The sequence below is a fragment of the Ewingella sp. CoE-038-23 genome (assembly GCF_040419245.1).
Taxonomy (GTDB): Bacteria; Pseudomonadota; Gammaproteobacteria; order Enterobacterales; family Enterobacteriaceae; genus Ewingella; species Ewingella allii.
In genome coordinates, this window is sequence record NZ_JAZHOH010000001.1 from 678,271 (window position 1) to 695,382 (window position 17,112).

General features: G+C 53.8%; 13 protein-coding genes. 7 read left to right on the forward strand and 6 right to left on the reverse strand.

Annotation, left to right across the window (positions count from 1 at the left end):
* Window positions 1-31: 31 nt before the first annotated feature.
* The 3 genes from V2154_RS03220 to mtnN all read right to left on the reverse strand — a co-directional run bounded on the left by V2154_RS03220 (window position 32) and on the right by mtnN (window position 2,146).
* A complete protein-coding gene (locus tag V2154_RS03220) occupies window positions 32-280 on the reverse strand; it encodes a hypothetical protein (RefSeq protein ID WP_353501039.1) in 249 nt (82 codons plus the stop codon).
* Between the two features lie 349 nt (window positions 281-629).
* On the reverse strand, window positions 630-1,442 hold the full coding sequence (gene btuF, locus V2154_RS03225) for a vitamin B12 ABC transporter substrate-binding protein BtuF (protein WP_353501040.1): 813 nt from the start codon (window positions 1,440-1,442) through the stop codon (window positions 630-632).
* Window positions 1,439-2,146: a 5'-methylthioadenosine/S-adenosylhomocysteine nucleosidase gene (gene mtnN, locus V2154_RS03230; protein WP_353501041.1), complete on the reverse strand. Its 708-nt coding sequence runs from the start codon at window positions 2,144-2,146 to the stop codon at window positions 1,439-1,441. The genes btuF and mtnN overlap by 4 nt, the downstream gene beginning before the upstream one ends.
* Before the next feature lie 198 nt (window positions 2,147-2,344).
* On the opposite strand from mtnN, the gene dgt reads away from it, so the two are divergent.
* The 6 genes from dgt (at window position 2,345) to V2154_RS03260 (ending at window position 10,660) form a co-directional block, all read left to right on the forward strand.
* Window positions 2,345-3,865 carry a dGTPase gene (gene dgt, locus V2154_RS03235; RefSeq protein ID WP_353501042.1) on the forward strand — a complete coding sequence of 507 codons (1,521 nt, stop codon included), beginning with the start codon at window positions 2,345-2,347 and terminating at the stop codon, window positions 3,863-3,865.
* Window positions 3,866-4,098: 233 nt separating this feature from the next.
* The gene (gene degP, locus V2154_RS03240) at window positions 4,099-5,547 is read left to right on the forward strand and encodes a serine endoprotease DegP (RefSeq protein WP_353501043.1); all 1,449 of its coding nucleotides are present in this window, start codon (window positions 4,099-4,101) and stop codon (window positions 5,545-5,547) included.
* A 186-nt stretch (window positions 5,548-5,733) separates the two neighbouring features.
* Complete coding sequence (locus V2154_RS03245; protein ID WP_353503901.1) at window positions 5,734-6,891, forward strand: CdaR family transcriptional regulator; 1,158 nt, start codon at window positions 5,734-5,736, stop codon at window positions 6,889-6,891.
* Window positions 6,892-7,007: 116 nt separating this feature from the next.
* Entirely contained in the window at window positions 7,008-7,928 is a 921-nt protein-coding gene (gene garR, locus V2154_RS03250) for a 2-hydroxy-3-oxopropionate reductase (protein WP_353501044.1), read from the forward strand.
* 95 nt (window positions 7,929-8,023) lie between these two features.
* Window positions 8,024-9,169 carry a glycerate kinase gene (locus V2154_RS03255; protein ID WP_353501045.1) on the forward strand — a complete coding sequence of 382 codons (1,146 nt, stop codon included), beginning with the start codon at window positions 8,024-8,026 and terminating at the stop codon, window positions 9,167-9,169.
* A 129-nt stretch (window positions 9,170-9,298) separates the two neighbouring features.
* Entirely contained in the window at window positions 9,299-10,660 is a 1,362-nt protein-coding gene (locus V2154_RS03260; RefSeq protein WP_353501046.1) for an amino acid deaminase, read from the forward strand.
* Between the two features lie 80 nt (window positions 10,661-10,740).
* Here V2154_RS03260 and celB read toward each other — a convergent pair whose 3' ends face one another.
* The 3 genes from celB to barA all read right to left on the reverse strand — a co-directional run bounded on the left by celB (window position 10,741) and on the right by barA (window position 15,667).
* A complete protein-coding gene (celB, locus tag V2154_RS03265) occupies window positions 10,741-12,090 on the reverse strand; it encodes a PTS cellobiose transporter subunit IIC (protein ID WP_437342019.1) in 1,350 nt (449 codons plus the stop codon).
* Window positions 12,091-12,206: 116 nt separating this feature from the next.
* Window positions 12,207-12,557 carry a PTS lactose/cellobiose transporter subunit IIA gene (locus V2154_RS03270; RefSeq protein WP_353501048.1) on the reverse strand — a complete coding sequence of 117 codons (351 nt, stop codon included), beginning with the start codon at window positions 12,555-12,557 and terminating at the stop codon, window positions 12,207-12,209.
* Window positions 12,558-12,919: 362 nt separating this feature from the next.
* Window positions 12,920-15,667, reverse strand: a complete 2,748-nt coding sequence (barA, locus tag V2154_RS03275) for a two-component sensor histidine kinase BarA (protein WP_353501049.1) — start codon at window positions 15,665-15,667, stop codon at window positions 12,920-12,922.
* A 66-nt stretch (window positions 15,668-15,733) separates the two neighbouring features.
* Between barA and rlmD the strand changes: the two genes are divergently transcribed.
* Window positions 15,734-17,107: a 23S rRNA (uracil(1939)-C(5))-methyltransferase RlmD gene (rlmD, locus tag V2154_RS03280; protein WP_353501050.1), complete on the forward strand. Its 1,374-nt coding sequence runs from the start codon at window positions 15,734-15,736 to the stop codon at window positions 17,105-17,107.
* Window positions 17,108-17,112: the final 5 nt, after the last annotated feature.

Genomic DNA, 17,112 nt, shown 5'->3' on the forward strand with positions numbered 1-17,112 from the left:
GCCTTTCAGGTGAAACGGGCTTTTTTGTGCTTTACCATTCTATGGTCACTAACTTCGAGCCTACCGAAACCCCCGGAATAGCCTCTAATTGACTCTCACTGATGCGCGGCTGACCAAAACTCTGCTGCGCGCATCTTACCGAAGGTTGTGCATTTGCCACGCTGACTTCACAGGTTGGCAGGATGGTTAAACTGACTTGAATCTCTCCACTGGTCATGCCCGCCATCGCCGCGATAGGGCTCAGTATAATCAGCGTACTCAGCAATATTTTTCTTATCATGGTTCATTCCAGGTGTGTGTCGTCATCAAAATCTAAAAAAAACATCCAAACGCTGAAAACAGTTATCGGCCACTTACCCCGTCATCTTTAAATTTATTAAAGAAATACAAGGTTTTGGCATCAAGTTATAATGGGTTCTTGTGATGCGTATAATGAGGTATTTTTAGAGTTATCTTTTTGAAATTTATAAATATTTGAAAAATATTTATTGCTGTTTCTGGCAATTAATTTCAGGGCGACATCATACCAAATGCAGCGAATGATAATATTGATTTTGTGCAACAAATAATCAATTCAGAAAGGGACTACAGAAGGCGAGGAAGGGGACTACAAGTGAGCGAGCGGACACTCACTCTGGATCGATGGGCTGTAGCGAGCTACAAAGTTGTTGCGCTGCCAGGATGATGCGCGGGGCTGCGCGGCTAAACCAGTCGGCATTGAGGTTGACCACCGGGACATTCAGCGCGGGCTGCCAAAATTCGCTAATAGTTTGTTTTTGCTGTTTATCGCCGGTTATCACGATTGCGTGAGGCTGACGCACTAAAACCTGCTCTCTGCTCACTTGCGGCCAAGGCGCACGGCTATCTTCAAAAATATTTTTCCCACCACATAGCGAAACCACTTCACTTTGCAGCGTAGCTTTTGAAACGCTAAACAGCGGCTGGGTGCCAAACTGAATAAATACCGGCAGGGGCTTGGTTCGCGCATATTGCTGCTTTAACCGATCGCGCTGTTGGCGAAGCTGAGCCGCGGCGTTCTGCGCCAGCGTGGGATTTTCGCTGTAATCGGATAACTGTTCGAGAGTTTGCGCTATCTGTTCGATGCTTTCTGGGTCGAGATACAGTACGCGAATCCCCAATGAGGAGAGCTGATCGAGAGGGCGCTGCGGATTGCCGCCTCGCCAGGCTAAAACCAAGTCCGGCTTGAGGGCTAAAATTCGTTCGACATTGACACCTTGCCAGCTGGCGACCTGTTCAATGCTTTTGGCCTGCGGCGGGAAGTCGGAGTAAGCGCTCACGCCGACCAGCTTGTCACCCAGACCTGCGGCGTAAGCCAGTTCAGTCAGGTTAGGTGCCAGGCTGATGACGCGCTGGGCAGGCTGTGCAATGGCCACCGTCGGCAGCCATAAGCACAAGATTATGCACAGAAACCTTGGGATCACGCGCGGTCGCTGTTGGCCAGAGAGGTCAGCATCGCGTCGATCATCAGGCTTGATTGCTCAGCCGCAACAACTAAGAACTCTTCGAAGCTCAGGTGTGATTCAGCATCCGCCACGTCGGAGATCGCGCGAACCACCACGAACGGCGTACCGAACATATGGCAGACGTGGCCGATAGCGGCGGCTTCCATTTCGACCGCGGCAACGGACGGGAAGGTTTCACGAATACGAGCCAGTGGCGCTGCACCGTTAATAAAGGCATCGCCGCTGCACACTAAGCCGCGCACTGCGTTGAGGTCTAACTGGCGAATGCAGGTTTCAGCCAGTTCAATCAGCTCTGAGTCCGCGACGAAAGCCGCCGGGCAGCCCGCCATCTGGCCTGGCTCATAGCCAAAAGCCGTCACGTCAGCATCGTGATAACGCACTTCTTCGGAAACCACGATATCGCCCACTTTCAGCGTTTTCGCCAACCCGCCCGCAGAACCGGTGTTGATCACCACGTCCGGCTTGCAGTGTTCCAGCAGCAGCGTGGTGCCCATGGCGGCGGCAACTTTACCGATTCCTGATTTCAACAATGCCACTTCGACGTCATTTAGCTGGCCGGTGTAGATTTCACAACCCGCGCGCTCGATGGTTTTACGATTAGTGATTTTGTCGCGCAGCAGGGTGACTTCTTGTTCCATTGCGCCAATGATGCCAACTTTCATAGTAATACTCGCAGATGAGGTGGAAGGGGGCCGCTATACCCTGCAACTTGAATGATTTTGGGTACATATGTGCGGAATTGAAGCTTTTATAACAAGCACATTAAGCGATAGTCTATCATGGCTAGTGGCAAGATAATGCGTTTGGGAAGCTGGTAGGATGTCAGGTTGACACGTGAGTGGCTGAAAAGGGTAGCAAATATGTCCGGGATAGATTTTAAGAGTAAATTCAATTTCCAGCGTCCTTTCAGTCCGCCGGTTGCTGAGGCGCGTGATGAATATGACGTAGTTCGCCACTTTGAAAGCGATCGCGGCAGAATCATTAACTCGGCCGCCATCCGGCGATTGCAGCAAAAAACGCAGGTTTTCCCGCTGGAGAAAAACGCCGCGGTGCGCAGCCGTTTGACTCACTCGCTGGAAGTGCAGCAAGTGGGGCGGCACATTGCCAAAGAGATCCTGCACCGTCTACGCCGTCAGGGCAAACTCGACAAGCTTGGTCTCACGGAATTCACCGATCCCTTCGAAAGCGTGGTCGAGATGTCCTGCCTGATGCACGACATCGGCAACCCGCCTTTTGGCCATTTTGGCGAGTCCGCCATTAATAACTGGTTCGCCAAACGTATGGATACTGCCAGCTGCGGCACTGTGCCGCAGAGCAGCGACAACTGTACTTTCGACTTCTTACGGTTGCAGGAAGGCGAGGAGCAGGAGAACCTGCTGCGCAGCAATATTCGCCACGATCTGTGCAACTTCGACGGCAACGCGCAGGCCATTCGGCTGGTGTTTACTCTGCTCAAACTCAACCTGACATTTTCGCAAACCGCCTGCATCTTAAAGTACACCCGTCCCGCCTACTGGGCCGCGCCAATCCCGCAAGAACAGGCATACCTGATGAAAAAGCCGGGCTTCTATTTGGCCGAAGAGCCTTTCATTGAGCGGCTGCGCGGTGAGCTAAACATGGGCGAGTTCAGCCGATTCCCGCTGACTTATATCATGGAGGCCGCCGACGATATCTCTTACTGCATCGCCGACTTAGAGGATGCCGTCGAGAAGAATATTTTCACCGTCGAGCAGCTGTTTGAGCATCTGGAGCGCGAGTGGGGTGAGAGCGAAGAGAATGATTGGTTTGAGAAAGTGGTGCGCACCGCCTATCAGAAAATGGACCGGGCTAAGACTTTTCGTAACCCGGTAGATTATTTCTTTATGGAACTGCGCGTCCAGACCGTGAAGCAGTTGGTTCCTCACGCCGCCATTCGTTTCATTGATAATCTTCCTGCCATATTTGCCGGTAATTTTAATCAGGCATTATTAGAAGATGTAAGCCAAGCTAATAGATTGTTAAAAACATATAAAAGTGTGGCATTTAAACAGGTGTTTAATCATCACGAAGTCGAAGAGTTGGAATTACAGGGCTATCGGGTAATAAGTGGATTGCTGGATATTTACAGCCCGATTCTGGATATGCCTTTGGATGAATTCCGCCAGTTGGTTCGCGATGACACCCATCGCAAGTACCCCATTGAAACCCGACTGTTCCACAAATTGTCCGCCAAGCACCGTCTGGCCTATAATGAGGCGATTACCAAGCTGGAGTCGCAGTCTGAAAGTCAGAAAATTATTAGCGAATTTTATTATCGTGCGCGCATGATTCAGGACTATATCAGCGGAATGACAGATCTTTACGCTTACGATGAATATCGACGGTTGATGGCCGCTGAATAATATATTTAGCCGTATTTGCGGGGTGGTTAAGGTAAAGAAATCTCTATTTTTATAATGGACTGGTTAAAAAATAGGCTTTTGTAAATAACCACAATATTTTTTTACCATTGTCATTTCGACCTTAATGAACTTACCGCTTTTAATTAAATCTCAGTATCACGACTACCGAGCAAGGTGATGCTTTCGTGTCACCATAAATAATTTTAAAAGCATATTTAAAGAGAATTCGACTGATGAAAAAAACTACTCTATTCCTGAGCGCTTTGGCGTTAAGTGTTGGACTGGCTGTGGCCCCTGTTTCATCGGCATTTGCCGCAGAAACGGCGTCTTCCAGTACCACTCAAGTTCCAAGTCTGGCACCTATGCTGGAAAAGGTGATGCCTTCCGTTGTTAGCGTAAACGTTGAGGGTAGCGCACCAACTAAAACGCCACGCATGGGCCAGCAATTCCAGCAATTCTTTGGTCAAAACTCGCCGCTGTGTCAGGACGGCTCGCCGTTCCAAGGCTCTCCGGTCTGTCAGGGCGGCCAAGGGGATGACGACTCTCAGCCAGCGCCTGAAGCGCAGAAACAAGAGTTCCGCGCACTGGGGTCAGGTGTGATCATCGACGCCGATAAAGGCTATGTGGTCACCAACAACCACGTGGTGGATAACGCCACCAAAATCAGCGTTCAGCTCAACGACGGCCGTAAATTTGAGGCGAAAGTGATCGGTAAAGATCCGCGCTCAGATATCGCAGTGATTCAGCTGATTGATGCCAAAAACCTGACCGCGATTAAAATTGCTGACTCCGAGCAGCTGCGCGTGGGTGACTACACCGTCGCCATCGGTAACCCATATGGTCTGGGCGAAACCGCGACTTCGGGTATCGTTTCCGCACTGGGCCGTAGTGGTTTGAACATCGAAAATTACGAAAACTTTATCCAGACCGACGCTGCCATTAACCGTGGTAACTCAGGCGGCGCTCTGGTGAACCTTAACGGTGAACTGATTGGTCTGAACACCGCGATCCTTGCGCCAGACGGCGGCAACATCGGTATCGGTTTTGCTATCCCAAGTAACATGGTGAAAAACCTGACCAAGCAGATGATCGAATTCGGTCAAGTGAAGCGTGGCGAATTGGGCATCATGGGGACCGAGCTGAACTCTGAACTGGCGAAAGCCATGAAGGTCGACGCCCAGCGCGGTGCCTTTATCAGCCAAGTTATGCCGAAGTCTGCCGCTGAAAAAGCCGGTATCAAGGCGGGTGACGTGATCCTGAGCATGAACGGCAAACCAATCAGCAGCTTCGCCTCCTTCCGCGCTGACATCGGCACCCTGCCAATCGGCACCAAAGTGACGCTGGGCCTGCTGCGTGACGGCAAGCCGGTCAATGTTGAAGTGACTATTGAACAGAGCACGCAAACCGCCAAAGTTGACTCCGGTAATATCTTCACCGGTATTGAAGGGGCTGAGCTGAGCAATGGTCAGGTTGGCGATCAGAAAGGCGTGAAAGTCGATGCCGTGAAGCCGGGCAGTAAAGCAGCACGCATCGGCCTGAAAAAGGATGACGTGATTCTGGGCGTTAACCAGCAGAAAGTCGGCAATTTGGGCGAGCTGCGTAAAATCCTCGACAGCAAACCTTCCGTGCTGGCGCTGGATATTCAACGCGGTGACACTTCAATCTACCTGTTAGCGCAATAATCACGCGCTGATAAATCAGTCTATAAAGGCACGCTTCGGCGTGCCTTTTTTATTGGCGGCGGTGCAACGATGAAAGTTGGCGGAGTTCTGCGCGACGTCTCGCATTTCGCCGACATGAACCTGCCCATCGCCCGACGAATGAGTATGCTGGCAGCCAAGGGAAAAAACGCAGGAGAGCGCAGGGAGATGGCGGCATATTTATTCGATCAACCTTTAGCGCAGCAAATCGTTGATCGCACAATGAAAATCATTGATAGCAACGTCAACGTGATGGACAGCCGGGGAAGGATTATCGGCAGCGGCGACGCCGAGCGCCTTGGCGAACTGCATGAAGGCGCGCTGCTGGCGATTTCCCAGCAACGCATAGTGGACATTGATAACGAAGTGACGCGCCATCTGCACGGCGTTCGTCCCGGCGTTAACCTGCCGCTGCGGGTTGACGGACAGATTGTCGGCGCCATTGGGCTGAGTGGTGACCCGACGCGGCTGCGGCAATATGGCGAGCTGGTCTGTATGACGGCGGAAATGATGCTCGAGCAGGCGCGCTTGCTCAATATGCTGGCGCACGACAGCCGCATTCGCGAAGAGCTGGTGCTGAATTTGATTCGTGCCGAGCAGCCCCCTGAGGCGTTAGCGAAGTGGGCGCAGCGGTTGGGCATCGACTTGCACCAGCCGCGCGTTGCCGTGGTGGTGGCAGTAGACGGCGGGCAGCTTGGCGTCGAGCACGCTATGGCAGAGCTGCAACAGTTACAGGTTTTGCTCTCAACCCCGGAGCAGGACAATCTGATTGCCAGAGTTTCTCTAACCGAAATTGTGGTACTCAAACCCGCACTCGGTGCGGCCAAACGCTGGGACCCACAGGCTCAGCGCCAGCGGATAGACGCCCTGTTGTTACACATGCAGCAAAACAGTGACCTGCGAGTTCGCGTGGCGCTCGGCAACTATTTCACCGGGCCGGGCAGTATCGCGCGGTCCTACCTCACGGCCAAAACCACCCTGGCGGTGGGGAAACGGCGCGCGCCGGAGCAGCGCAGCTACTGCTATCAGGACCTGATGCTGCCAGTGCTGCTAGACGGTTTGCGCGACGGCTGGCAGGCTGACGAACTGGCTCTGCCGATGGCCCGCCTAAATGCCGAAGATAGCAGTGGCCTGCTGCGCCGCACGTTAAACCTCTGGTTTGCTCATAACGTTCAGCCCGTCGCAACGGCTAAAGCTCTGTTTATTCATCGCAATACTCTCGAAAATCGTCTAAACCGCATCTCTGGCCTGACCGGGCTGAACTTGTCGAATTTTGATGACCGCCTGCTGCTGTATATCGCCCTGCAACTCGATCACACGGCCTAAACCTGCATAACGGGATAGGCCTCACAGAGCATTGTGCAAATGCCAGACGAAAGAGGCGAACTTCGCCGTCGGCTTTGAGCTTCTGCCCACTGCCGGCGGGAAGGCCGTTTTTTATAATGGCTATCTTCTTGATACTCAACGAGGCTCGCAGCATGAAAATTGGATTTATTGGTTTAGGGATAATGGGCAAGCCCATGAGTAGAAATCTGCTCAAGGCGGGTTATCAACTGGTGGTGTTGGACCACAATCATGAGACGACGCAGCAGCTGGTGAAAGCCGGAGCCACCAGCGCCGCGACGCCAAAAGCCGTGGCCGAGCAGAGCGACATTGTTATCACCATGCTGCCGAACTCTCCACAGGTAAAAGAGGTGGTGCTGGGTGAGAATGGCATCATCGAAGGGGCGCGTGCCGGGCTGGTGGTTATCGATATGAGCTCTATCGCGCCGCTCGCCAGTCGGGAAATCAGTCAGGCGCTGGCGGAAAAGCAGGTCGCGATGCTTGATGCGCCGGTGTCCGGCGGTGAGCCAAAGGCCGTAGACGGCACGCTGTCGGTGATGGTTGGCGGCGATAAAGCCGTGTTCGAAAAATGCTATGAACTGATGAAAGCCATGGCTGCCTCGGTGGTGCATACCGGTGACATAGGCGCAGGTAATGTCACTAAGTTGGCGAATCAGGTGATCGTGGCGTTGAATATCGCCGCCATGTCCGAAGCGCTGGTGTTAGCCACCAAGGCGGGCGTCGAGCCGGAGCTGGTTTTTCAGGCCATTCGCGGCGGGTTGGCAGGCAGTACAGTGTTAGAAGCTAAAGCGCCAATGGTGATGGACAGAAACTTCAAGCCTGGGTTTCGTATTGATTTGCATATCAAAGACTTGGCTAACGCGCTGGACACTTCACACAGCATTGGCGCGCAGTTGCCACTCACAGCTCAGGTGATGGAAATGCTGCAAGCTTTGAAAGCCGATGGGTTGGGGCAGTCTGACCACAGCGCAATTGCACGCTATTATGAAAGCTTAGCGAAGGTAGAAGTGACCCGGTAGTTAACCGAGAAAGCGGCGCTAAACTGGCGCCGTTTTCTTGTGTGACTAGATACATTCATCAACAGGACGCTTTTCTCGAGCGGCGCGTGTCGTGCATGAAGATAGTTATCGCACCTGATTCATTTAAAGAAAGCTTATCGGCGCTGGAGGTAGCGAAAGCCATTGAAAGCGGTTTTCGGGAGATTTTCCCCGACGCCCAATACGTCAAATTGCCGGTCGCCGACGGCGGCGAAGGCACGGTGGAAGCCATGGTGGCCGCGACTCATGGCAAAGTGGTGAAAGTCAAAGTGACCGGCCCATTGGGAGAGCCGATTGAGGCATTCTTTGGCCTGTCTGGCGATAGTAACGTCGCCTTTATCGAAATGGCGGCGGCCAGTGGCTTAGAAAGCGTGCCGCAGGCGAAACGCAACCCGCTGAAAACCACCTCTTTCGGTACCGGCGAGCTGATTCGCCATGCTCTGGACCATGGTGTCAAACATTGCATCATCGGCATTGGCGGCAGTGCCACCAACGACGGCGGCGCGGGCATGGTGCAGGCGCTGGGAGGGAAGCTGTTGGATACGCAAGGCCAGCAGATTGGTCAGGGCGGCGGCGCGCTGGAGCAGCTTAGCAGTATTGATATCAGCGAACTGGACCCCAGAATCAAAGATTGCCGATTCGAAGTGGCCTGTGACGTGACCAATCCGCTGACGGGAAAAAATGGCGCATCGGCGATTTTCGGCCCGCAAAAAGGGGCGACGCCAGAAATGGTCAAGCAGCTTGATGGCTATCTTGCTCACTTCGCCAAGCTGATTAAGGGCAGCCTTAATATTGATGTGGACAGCCTGCCGGGGGCGGGTGCCGCCGGAGGTATGGGGGCCGGGCTGCACGCCTTTTGCGGGGCGCAGTTACGTCAGGGGATTGAGATTGTGACCGAAGCGCTGGGGCTAGAGGCGTTAGTGAAAGACGCCACGCTGGTGATCACCGGCGAAGGGCGCATTGATAGCCAAAGTATCAATGGCAAGGTGCCAATCGGCGTCGCGCGGGTGGCGAAACGCTATAACAAGCCGGTCATTGGTATCGGCGGCAGCCTGACCAAAGATGTAGATGTGGTTTTCGACCATGGCTTGGATGCGGTGTTTAGCGTGCTTTCTTCTATCTGTACCTTGGAAGACGCGCTGGCGAATGCCGCCGAAAACCTACACAACACGGCGCGCAATATCGCCGCCACCATCAAGCTGGCGCAGACGCTGCCTGAATGAGTGCCCGCCAGCCAGCCCCTGAATTGGCACCTGATAACTCGGCGTGCCGATTTTTGGGCTTTACCCCAGACCTGCGCGTGCGCTAGGTTTGCACTATTGATTCGCAGATAACGCCAAACGAGAGCCATCATGTCCGAGCCTGACTTCTCCCAGCCGTATGATTTTTCAGAACTCTATGATTTATCTTCGCTTTATGACTTCTCCTCCCAGCCGGTGAATACCCAAACCAAAGGCTTAGGCACCTTGCCGGATGAACCGCAGATGGCGGACATCGGCCAGCAGGGTTGGAATATTCTGCGAGAAGAGGTCAGCCTGCCGGTGGCGGTGCTGTTGGATGAGCGCATAGAGCATAATTTGGCGTGGATGAGCGAGTTCATTAGCCGCTACCACCTCAAGCTGGCGCCGCATGGCAAAACCACCATGAGCCCCGAGCTTTTCCAGTTACAGCTTGATAGCGGCGCGTGGGGCATTACGCTGGCGACGGCACCGCAGGTCAATGTGGCGTTTCAGCACGGCGTGCGCCGGGTCATCATGGCTAATCAGCTGGTCGGCAAAGCCAATATGGCCGTGATCGCCGGGCTGTTGGCACAGGACAGCGAGTTTGATTTCACCTGTATTGTGGATTCGGCGGCCAACGTCGACGCCCTCGGCGAGTATTTTACTTCTCGCCAGCAGACGCTGCGGGTGCTGTTGGAATATGGTCTGGCCGGCGGGCGCACCGGCGTGCGCAACGCCGAGCAGGAGCTGGAGGTGTTAGAGGCTATCCAGCGCTGGCCGCGGGCTATTTCGCTGGTGGGGGTAGAAATTTACGAAGGGGTGATTAATGAAGAAGCGCCCATTCGCGCTTTCCTGCAACACGTGATGCAACGCACCGAGGCTCTGGCGCAGAACGGTGCCTTTGCCGAGCCGACGGTGATTCTCACCGGCGCGGGTTCTGCATGGTTTGACGTGGTGGCCGAAGAGTTTAGGCGTGATAGCCAGTATCTGGACAGCCAGCAGCGTTTCACGCTTGACGTTATCCTGCGTTCAGGGTGCTACCTGACCCATGACGCCGGTATTTATCAGCAGGCTAATCAGCGAATTCAGGCCCAAAACCCCGTGGCGCGCCAGATGAACAGCAGCCTGCAACCTGCGCTACAGGTGTGGGCTTACGTACAGTCACTGCCTGAGCCGGGCAGGGCGATCATCGGCCTGGGCCGTCGCGACGCCGGGCCGGATGCGGGTTTCCCGGTCGCTGCCGGGCATTTTCGCCCGCAAAGCAGCCATTCGGCAGGCTACACTACGGTTGTGCCGGTAGATAAGTCATGGGAAATCATCAAGATGATGGACCAACACGCCTTTATGACCGTGCCCGCAGGGGCCGATATTCAGGTCGGCGACATGCTGATTTTCGACATTTCCCACCCTTGCCTGACCTTCGACAGATGGCGTCAGCTGCTGCGAGTGAATGAACAGTGGGACGTGACCGGCGCGGTAACTACCTGGTTCTAACAAGTTTGAAACCTAAAAGCCCGACGCTGGCAGACAGTCGTCGGGCTTTTTTGTTTCTTCAGTTTGCTACAGCAGTAGTATCAGCGGGCGGTTAATTGCCCTGCGGCGGTTTGCGCTTTCTCCGCTTCTAACTGCGCGGCCTGATGCTCTTCTTTATACTTCAACTTGTCCCAGGCGCGGAAGAACGGATAGTAAATCACCAGCGAAATCCCCAAATTCACCACCTGAATCACTGTGCCAGAAATATGCCCGCCGGTGGCCAGATAGCCACTGATGAAGATTGGTGTCGTGAACGGTAGCGCAATCCCTACCGGCGGCGTCACCAGCCCGGTAGCCATTGCGGTATAGGTGACAATCACCAGAATCACCGGGGTCAGAATAAACGGAATGGCGAAGTACGGGTTCATCACCAGCGGAATACCAAACACCATTGGCTCGCTAATATTAAACAGGCAGCCCGGCGCGGCAATTTTCCCCAGCTGTTTCATCTGCGCGCTGCGGGCGCGCAGCAGCATGAAGATCACCAGTCCCAGCAAGGCTCCGGTGCCCCCCGGCGCTATCCATAAGTCGTAAAACTGCTGAGTAATAATGTGCGGGATCGGCTGGCCGTTCTGGAAGGCCGTCAGGTTTTCGGACATGTTAGACAGCCACACCGGCTGAATAAACACCAGCACGATGGCATCGCCGTGCAGCCCTACCATCCACAGCAAACCTATCAATATCACCGAGAAAATCATTCCCGGCAGCGTGCCGCCAATATGGTGCATCGGGATGCCGATAAGGGTGGCAATCATATTGTTGATGTTGCCAAACGGCGTCGCTTCAACCCCTAAACGCAGGGCCAGCACCACCGCCATAACCGCAAAGCCCGGGATCAGCGCCAAAAAGGATTTCGCTACCGCCGGTGGCACACCCGCAGGCATGTTGATCACCAGATTGCGATCGTGGACGAAACGATAGATTTCAGTCGAAAGTATGGCGATGACAATCGCCACAAACAGCCCCTGACTGCCGATGAAATTCATTGGCAACACGCCTTTGACGATCTGTTCAGTCGCGCCATTCAGTGGCTGGAAAAGGGTGTTTTGCGGAATGGTCAGAATGAACGCCACCAGCGAGACGGCGCCGGTGGTCAGCGGGTCCAGCGTTTTGTATTTCTCCGCCAGTCGGTAGGCGATGCCGAAGCTGGAGATAATCGCCATGATGTCGTAGGTCGCTTTCACCGGATAAAGCAGCTTTTCACGCCAAGCCGCGCCAAACACGTCGCCCATCATGTTGGCGTAACTTGGGATTGGCAGGTACGCAAAAATCAGGAAGAACGAGCCAATCAGCATAAATGGCATGTTCAAAATGATGCCGTCGCGCACCGACAGGACGTGCTTTTGAGAGGCTATCTTCAAAGCAAAAGGCAAAACATAACGTTCGAGCAGGACATTCGGTTTAGACACTACACACCCCCGAGCGGATTTTTTCCGCATTATTATTTGTTAATGGCTATTTTTGTCAGTGCTTGGCTAATTAAAACGATGTATTGCGTGAGGCCAGGCTAGCAATGGCTGGCCTGAAATGTGTTTACCCTAGTTGCAGGTGCTGGCGGTAAACGGCGGTAAAGCTCAATCATATCAATGGCTAAATCCTGAATGACCATCGCATTCATAAGGTGGTCCTGCGCGTGGACAGTGATCAGATTGACCGGGATTTTGCCGCAGCCTTCATCCAGACCGATAAGCTCAGTTTGCATGCCGTGGGCCAAAGATACGGCCTGACGCGAGTCGCCCATGGCCTGCTCTGCGGCAGGGAAGTCACCACGGCGGGCGTGTTGTAACGCCATCATGGCATGGCTACGGGCGCTTCCTGCGTGAACCAACAACTCCATGATTGTGTTTTCCAGATCCATGCGTTTTTCCTCTACTTAAATCAGAGACAGTCATCGGTGGGATTGTCTGGTTTCAGGTCTCGTCGTCAGGAAGACAGACTACGATTTGCGCCTCATAAATAAAAAGAGAGCGCTCTCATTTTTGAATCAAAAAAAATCAGCTCGCGCAAAAATACCGACTTCAGCCCAGAAATAGAGTGACGGAAAACTGCGCAACTGATGAGTAGAGTTAAACCAAAGTGATCGGGAGTTGTAAATACCTCCCGACCATAGGATTTTTATATGAGGAATAAATAACGCTTAATTTCAGTGAGTTAGTGTGGTCGCGAACAGAAACTATTTTCCGTAAGTGAGATCTCAAGCAAATGTTGGTGCCGCATAATTTACCGTTTCAGGTGCAGCTGCGCTTCGCGGGTCACATTTTCAATTTCGTCCAGCAGCTCGAACCATTCCGGCTCCAGGTCGCTCGCCGGGATGTTTTTACGCAGTTGCTGTTCAAGGTAAAAACAGAGCTGTTTCAAACGCGGCACGCCGCTGTAACTACAGCTGCCGTGCAGCTTATGGATCAGCGACAGGATGTCTTCGTCCGGTTGGCCCTGCGCTACGGCGTTCACCCGCTCAGTGACCTGCGGGAGAAAATCGACCAGCATTTGCAGCAGATCGCGCGCCAAATCCTCTTTGTTAGCCGACTGGCGCAGGGCCAGTTGCCAATCCAGCGTGCTCATTGGCATGCTGCCACTCTCCTGAATGAGCGGCGACTCCTGCGGCGTCTGGTGCGAGTAATGGCGGGCCAGCACGCGTTTTAGCATGCTCTCATCAATAGGTTTCGCCAGATAATCATCCATGCCCACTTTGAGCAGCTGTTCACGCTCGCCACTCAGCGAGTGGGCGGTGACGGCGACAATAGGCGTTTTTGCGTGGCGCGGCATCTGGTGAATGATTTCACTGGCGCGAATGCCATCGATGTTTGGCATCTGAATATCCATCAGGATGATATCCAAATCGTTATTGCGCGCCATGTCGATGGCCTCTTCGCCGCTATGGCAGAGCAGGGTGGTTTCCACCAATTCTTCCAGCAGAGTCCCAATCAGCTTGAGGTTCGCCGGGTTGTCATCCACCGCCATGGCCGTCAGGGGCAGGCGGTCAGAACGCGCGCCGTCCACGTTCAGGAGTGGCGGGGAATAAGGCGTTGCAAGCAGCAGCGGCAGCAGGCGAATACTGGAGATAGGCTTGATTAAACAGGCTCGTACCCCACGATTTTTAAGGGACTCAGCATCAACCTGGAATTCGCTCGGCAGTGCCAACATCAGCCTGTCAGTCATCTTTAACACTTTCTGCAGGCGCTCGTCGTAGTCAGAAAGTTGGTGGTCGAGTTTCACCGGAATGCTGCACAGCATCAGGTCGTAATAAGGGTCAGGCAGTGCTTGAATGGTCGTGCGATGCACCACGTCGAGCGGCGTGGATTGCAAGATTTCCAGCGTGGCTTTCGCCGCCGCTGGGTTGGCTTCCACATAGGCCAGGCGCTTACCTTCCAGACAGGACATGGAAAGCGGCGTGATGTGTCGGTTGTCATTCAACTCAAGGGTGATGTGGAACCAGAAGGTCGATCCGCGATTAATTTGGCTGTAGAAGCTGATGTCGCCGCCCATCTCCTTGACCAGCCGCTGAGTGATAACCAGCCCCAGCCCGGTGCCGCCGTGGCGACGGGAAATACTGGCATCGGCCTGACGGAATGCCTGGAAGAGCTGCGACTGTTGGCGCTCAGATATTCCGATCCCTGTGTCATGAATTTGTACTTCCAGCTCCACTTGCAAATTGTTCTGCGAGCGAACTTCCACATTGATATCAATGTTGCCATTTTCGGTGAACTTGATGGCATTACCGAGTAAATTAGTGACAACTTGCTGCAAGCGCATCGGGTCGCCAAGGACACTTTCCGGCACGTTATTGTGCACATTGAGCGTCAGCTCTAGCCCTTTTTCATGGGCAGTGTGTGCCAGCAATACCACCACTTCATCCAGCATTTCACGCAGGGAGAACGGGATATGCTCCAACACCAGTTTGCCGGCTTCCAGTTTCGAGAAGTCGAGCACGTCGTTAATAATTGTCAGCAGGTTATTGGCAGAACGTTCAATGGTTTGCAGGTAATCGGCCTGCGTCGGCGACAGCGGCGTTTTCAGGGTCTGGCGAGTGAAGCCAATCACCCCGTTGAGCGGGGTACGCAGCTCGTGGGACATATTGGCGAGGAACTCGGACTTAATACGGGCAGCTTCCTGCGCACGCTTTTTCGCCAGATCCAGTTCCACGTTTTGGATCTCCATCTGCTCCAGCGTCTCTCGCAGATCCGAGGTGGCCTGATCGATGTTCTGTTGCACCTCTTCATGGTAGGCAGTCAACGACATGGCCATCGAGTTTATGCCGTTTTTCAGCATGCTGAGCTCACCCAGCATGTTGCCTTCGACGCGGCTATCGAGCTGGCCGCGACGAATACGGTCAACAGTATTGACCATGTTGCGAATTGGGCCAGTCACGTCGCGCATCAGGCGGTAAGCGAACAGCGTGGCGATACCCAGACAGAGCAGCAGCAACATGGTGGAGACAAAGGCCTCCTGATACTGCTGTAGGCGAACAGAGCTGAGATCCAGATCAATAGCGATGTAGCCGAGAGTGCGCGCAGGCGAGGTGTGGAAGGCGTCGTCATCCGCCGCCGTGTGGTTTTCCGCCAAAATCGGCGTGCGCAAAATCAGTGAGTCTCCCATGCGTTTTTGGGTGAGTTCGCGCGGAATATCGCTAACTGAAGCCACCTGCAACTTGTTGCCTTCGCGCAACGAGTTTGAGGTAGCAAAGAGTTTGTTTTGCCCGTCGAACACGCTGATGGCGCGAACAATCTCTGAATGGTTGCGATGCAGTCGGCTGATTAAACGCGTTACCGGCTCTCGCTCACGGAAGGTCATGCCATATTCGCTGGCGACGGCCAAAGGCTCAATAATGCTGGAACCGGAGTCCGTTAATTGCTTCTGCAACTCGTTATAACGATGCACCACAAAGAAGGTGCTGAGCAGCAGACCAATCATCAAAGTCGGTGCCAGAATTAAAATCATCATCCGTGCGCGAAGGCTATATTTGGTCATGAGGTTCCAATGTGGGAGAATCAGCAGCTGAAAGACCTTAATTGACTCAGCGTGCAATCAACAATAATGGCCCAATTCTACTCTCCGAATCGTCGCGTGACGACCCGGCAAACAATAACTGTGACTGCCACCGACCTTGATGCATTTGGTCAGGGTGTGGCACGCCACAATGGTAAGGCGATATTTATCAGCGGCTTGCTGCCAGGCGAACAGGCCGAGGTGACGCTCACCGAGGATAAACGCCAGTATGCCAAAGGGCGTGTAAAACGCCTGCTGACCACCAGCGAACAGCGCGTGAAACCGGCCTGCCCACATTTCACTACCTGCGGCGGCTGTCAGCAGCAACATGCCAGTGAAGTATTACAGCAACAGAGCAAATCTGCGGCCTTATTACGCCTTATTTCACGCGAAACTGGGGTAGAAGCGCAACCTCAGCCGGTGATCGCTGGCCCGCAATACGGCTATCGTCGCCGCGCGCGACTGGGTTTACAGATTGCCGGAAGTGGGAAAGGCGGCGGGAAAGGCAAAAATAAAATGGCGTCTTCCTCATCTTCTTCTACGCTGGTGATGGGTTTTCGTCAGGAAGGCTCGAATGATCTGGTGGGGATAAATCGCTGTCCGGTGCTGCGCTCTGAGCTGGAACGTCTGTTGGTGCCTTTGCAACACTGTCTTTCTCACCTCTCCGCGGCCCAACGTTTGGGGCATGTTGAACTGGTGCTGGCCGAAAATGGTCCATTAATCGTGTTGCGCCATCTCGATCCGCTGAAAGAGCAAGACCGCGCCAGCCTGTTGGCCTTCGGCGCAGAACACGGCGTGGCGGTATGGCTGGCGGCAGAAAGCGACAGTTTAGCGCTGCTGTGCGGCGAGCCGCCGTTCTATCAAATTGATGGCCTGACGCTGAAATTCAGCCCGCGTGATTTCATTCAGGTGAATGATGACGTCAACCAGCAAATGGTGGCACAGGCGATTGAATGGCTAGATCTCAATTCCGACGATCGCCTATTGGATTTATTCTGCGGCGTGGGTAATTTCACCCTGCCTTTAGCCAAGCGTGTAAAGCACGTCACTGGCGTAGAAGGTGTTGCCACGTTGGTGGCGAATGGGCAAGATAATGCCATTCGAAATAATTTGAACAATGCTGAATTCTTCCATGAAAATTTGGAAGAGGATGTCAGCCAGCAACCTTGGGCGGCACAGGGCTTTAATAAAGTGCTGCTAGACCCTGCAAGGGCCGGTGCTGCTGGCGTTATGACACATATTATTAAGCTGAATCCGCAGCGCGTGGTGTATGTCTCATGCAACCCCACGACTTTGGCGCGGGACAGCAAAATTTTGTTGGAGGCGGGTTATCACTTAGCTCAGGTTCGCATGCTGGATATGTTCCCGCACACTGGGCATCTTGAGTCGATGGCTCTGTTTATCAACCCGTCTGTCGCCTGAATGGC